The organism is Oceanispirochaeta sp. (genome assembly GCF_027859075.1).
Lineage (GTDB): Bacteria > Spirochaetota > Spirochaetia > DSM-2461 > DSM-2461 > Oceanispirochaeta.
In genome coordinates this window covers 1-3,602 of record NZ_JAQIBL010000364.1, presented here as the reverse complement: position 1 = coordinate 3,602, position 3,602 = coordinate 1, and the positions used below count along the sequence as shown (strand labels likewise).

Annotated in this window: 3 protein-coding genes and 1 pseudogene; 3 read left to right on the top strand and 1 reads right to left on the bottom strand. The window is 45.6% G+C overall.

What is annotated here, in order from left to right; translation table 11 throughout:
- On the bottom strand, positions 1-405 hold a 405-nt coding region (locus tag PF479_RS20670), incomplete at its 3' end, for an AEC family transporter (protein ID WP_298010968.1).
- Positions 406-824: 419 nt separating this feature from the next.
- On the opposite strand from PF479_RS20670, the gene PF479_RS20665 reads away from it, so the two are divergent.
- From PF479_RS20665 to PF479_RS20655, 3 genes and pseudogenes are all read left to right on the top strand, one after another.
- Positions 825-1,682: a phosphate ABC transporter substrate-binding protein gene (locus PF479_RS20665; protein WP_298010966.1), complete on the top strand. Its 858-nt coding sequence runs from the start codon at positions 825-827 to the stop codon at positions 1,680-1,682.
- A gap of 151 nt (positions 1,683-1,833) precedes the next feature.
- Positions 1,834-2,712, top strand: a complete 879-nt coding sequence (pstC, locus tag PF479_RS20660) for a phosphate ABC transporter permease subunit PstC (RefSeq protein ID WP_298010965.1) — start codon at positions 1,834-1,836, stop codon at positions 2,710-2,712.
- 1 nt (position 2,713) lies between these two features.
- Positions 2,714-3,602 (top strand): annotated as a pseudogene (locus tag PF479_RS20655) (hypothetical protein); the annotation flags it as partial.

Here is a 3,602-nt window from a genome sequence, read left to right as displayed (position 1 = left end):
TGTGTAAAATATTCCCCTCTGCAGACCTTCGGTTCCAATCAGCAGTTCCTGGAGCTTCCAGCAGATGTACCCGACGTTCCCGGCAAAGGCCATTAATAGCAGTTCTGCCTTATACTTGTTAAACCATGGACTCCTGGGGATCAGAATTGATAAAGCTCCCCAGGAAAAAAGCCAGGCTAAACCTACAAAGAGAAATAATCCCAGTGACATGGGCAGGAATTGACCGGCAGTTTTCAAATCTATAACTCTAAGTGAATCAAATACCATAAATGGTATTGTGACTCTGACGGCAAATTGCTGAATGTTGGCCCGGTGGGCGGGATCGACGAAATTGCCGTTGCGGCATAAAAGGCCGAGGATTATAGGAAGAAACAGGGCCGCGAAGGCTGGAATTAGTGCGCTCATTGCACACTATTCAATGGGTATTCGCAACTATAGTCAATCCTGAAAATGAAAAAAAGTCATTGAGAGTCTTCAATTTGCATCCCCCGATAGAGATCCTTTTTCCCTTCCCATCCTAAGGATCTCAGTTCTTCCTTAAGCTTTAATCTAATCACCTTGTTTTTAGGCTATATTAAAATTAAAATTGAATTGAATAGCATCTATGTTTGTCCTTCGTTAGTAATGTATGAGAATTGTCAGTTTGTTGGTAATAAGGAGATATCAGGCATAAAAACTTAACCGTTTTCTAACAAACCCTTTATCTAATCCTGATGTGGAAGATGGATCATAGGCTCAACATACAGAAAAATGATCGTTCCTGAACCTTCACTGAGGGTAGCGAGACGATTTAATTTAGAAAATGACGAAGGAGTCGTATTATTATGAAAAAAATTATTTCTGTTCTACTGGTTCTATTTGTGGCGGGCTTTGTTTTTGCTGGTGGTCAGCAGGACACAGGGATGAGTAACTCTTCAGAAGTTTCTTTTGCCGGAAACTATGCCTTCGGCGGATCTACTACTGTCGAGCCCATCATCAGAGCTGCTGCAGAGGCCTTTACAGACATGTATCCCGAAGTGAAAATCTCCTATGATGCCCCCGGATCTTCCGCTGGTGTAAGAGGTCCCCTGGAAGGAACCTACTCCATTGGTGCTGCTTCAAGATCACTCAAAGCATCTGAAATAGAAGCCGGTGCGGTAGCCACGGCCATCGCCAAAGACGGTGTCGCAGTTATAGTGAATAAGGGATCTGTTCCCTTTGACAACATGTCTCTGGAAGATGTCATTGCCATCTTCGCCGGTGATGTGACCAACTGGAATCAGATTGGCGGCCCGGATGCACCAATCGTAGTCTTTAATAGAGATGAAGCTTCCGGTACACGCTCCTGTTTTGACGATGCTACAGTGAAAACAATGAAAAAGAAGTTTACCGATACGGCAGCCATTGTGACTTCTAACGGAGACATGGTCGCTAAAGTCGGTTCAACACCCTTTTCTATCGGTTATTGCGGATTCGGTTACATCGGCAAAGATGCCGGAAGCAAAGACCTGACTGTAGACGGCATTGCTCCTGAACCCGAAAATGTTCTGAATGGTTCCTATGCAGTTTCCAGAGAACTCATTCTTATCACTAAGGGTCCCGTTCCAGCAGGAACTGTAGAAGAGGCCTTTATCAATTACATTCTGTCAGCAGAAGGCCAGTCCATTGTTAAGGAAGAAGATTTCATACCTATGAAGAACTAGTTCAACTATTCAAATTATGATAAGAGGCAGCCTCAAATTGAGGCTGTCTCTTTGTTTGTTAAGGGTTTAACCGTATTCTAACATTCCCCTAACAATAACTCATTTTCAATGTGGAGAATGTTAGATAATGAAATTCTAAGGAGAAGATGCCTTGAAGTCTTCAAAAAGTATTTTGGAAAGCACAGTCGAAAAGGTCCTATTGCTCAGTGCACTGATTTCAGTCATAAGCGTTATCTTTATCACTGTCTTCATTTTTCAGGAGGGGTTGCCTCTCTTTACCAAAGTGAATCCATTGACCTTTCTATTTACCAGTACCTGGGAACCAACTGCGGATATTCCACAATATGGAATCCTGGCCTTTATCATGGGTTCCATCTGGGTCACCGTCGGAGCGTTGCTCCTGTCTGTTCCCGTCGGTCTGGCTGTCGGTATCTTCATGGCAGAAATGGCAAAGGGAAAGTTCGCAGATATTTTAAGGTCGGTTGTTCAACTCCTGGCGGGGATTCCCTCGGTCATCTACGGTCTTTTCGGGTACATCGCCATCTCCCCCGTTATCAGGATCATCTTTAAGAGTCCTACGGGTCTGGGTGTCTTAACTGCCAGTATCGTTCTGGCTATCATGACTCTTCCTACCATCATCAATATCACGGAAGTCTCCCTCAGAGCCGTGCCGCAGGAATTAAAAGAAGGTTCTCTCGCTTTGGGAGCCACTCACTGGATGACCATTTATCGTGTCATGGTTCCATCTGCCCGATCGGGTATTCTGGCAGGTATCGTCCTGGGAATGGGACGGGCCGTCGGTGAGACCATGGCCGTACTTATGGTTGCCGGGAATGCCGTTACCATGCCGAAGGGACCTCTCTCTCTGACTAGAACTCTGACAATGAATATTGCCACGGATATGAAGTATGCCGCCGATGATCATGCGGTGAGTCTGTTTACCACGGGGATTGTCCTGTTAGTTTTTATCCTGGGAATCAAAGCTCTGGTTCAATATCTTATGAAAAAAGCTGTGAAAGAGGAAGTATAGGATGAAAAAAATAAAGACTCTGAAAACTACAGCAAAACAATCCCGGCCACTTTCATCACCCCAGTCTATAAAAATTACAAGACAGGAACAGATTGCCAAAGGGATCATCTGGTTTCTGGCTGTAATGACCATTGCCATCCTGGTCTGGATCATCGGTTATTTGATGGTCAAGGGGTTATGGTACGATAATTCAGTACCCTACAATGTGACAAATCAGGTGGAAACTCAGATTTCACTTCCTGCCGGTCCCGGTACAATTAATGAGGATGTTGTCTTTATCATCCATCATAAGACCCGTTCAAAAGATATCACGGTTGAGGCTTTGAGAAAACTCTACAATAAAACCCGCGCCGAAAACTGGGGATTCTACAATCAGCAGGATCTGAAGGTTGTCCCTTTTGCTTATGAAGGGGCCGGAGACTTCTCCAGGGGAGCCCGGAACTTCATACTGAAAGGGGAAGAGCTGGAATCCTACAGGAAGACTGTTAAAAAAGTCGGCTCCTGGGAAGAGATGGTACAGAGAGTTTCAGCTACTCCCGGAGCCCTGGGATTTATCCCGGCATCCATGGCCGAGAATCTGCCCCGGAAAGTCAAAGTCCTGGGAGTCCGACGAAGGTCGGTGGCTGTGAATCCTTCAGTCCTGGAGATTCAGGATGGACGGATGCTCAGGGATATTTCATCTGAGAATCAGCTGGCTCTTTTAGCAGGAAAGATCGCCAACTGGAAGGAAGTCGGGGGAACAGATCTCCCTGTCGTCCTGATCAGATGGAGTTCCGGGGAAGTCAATGAATCAGAACCTGTTGTCAGCAATTCAAAAGCCAGGGTTATCAATGCAGCGAGTGAAGGAGAATTTATTCAGCTGATACAGGACACCAGGGGAGCCGTGGCTC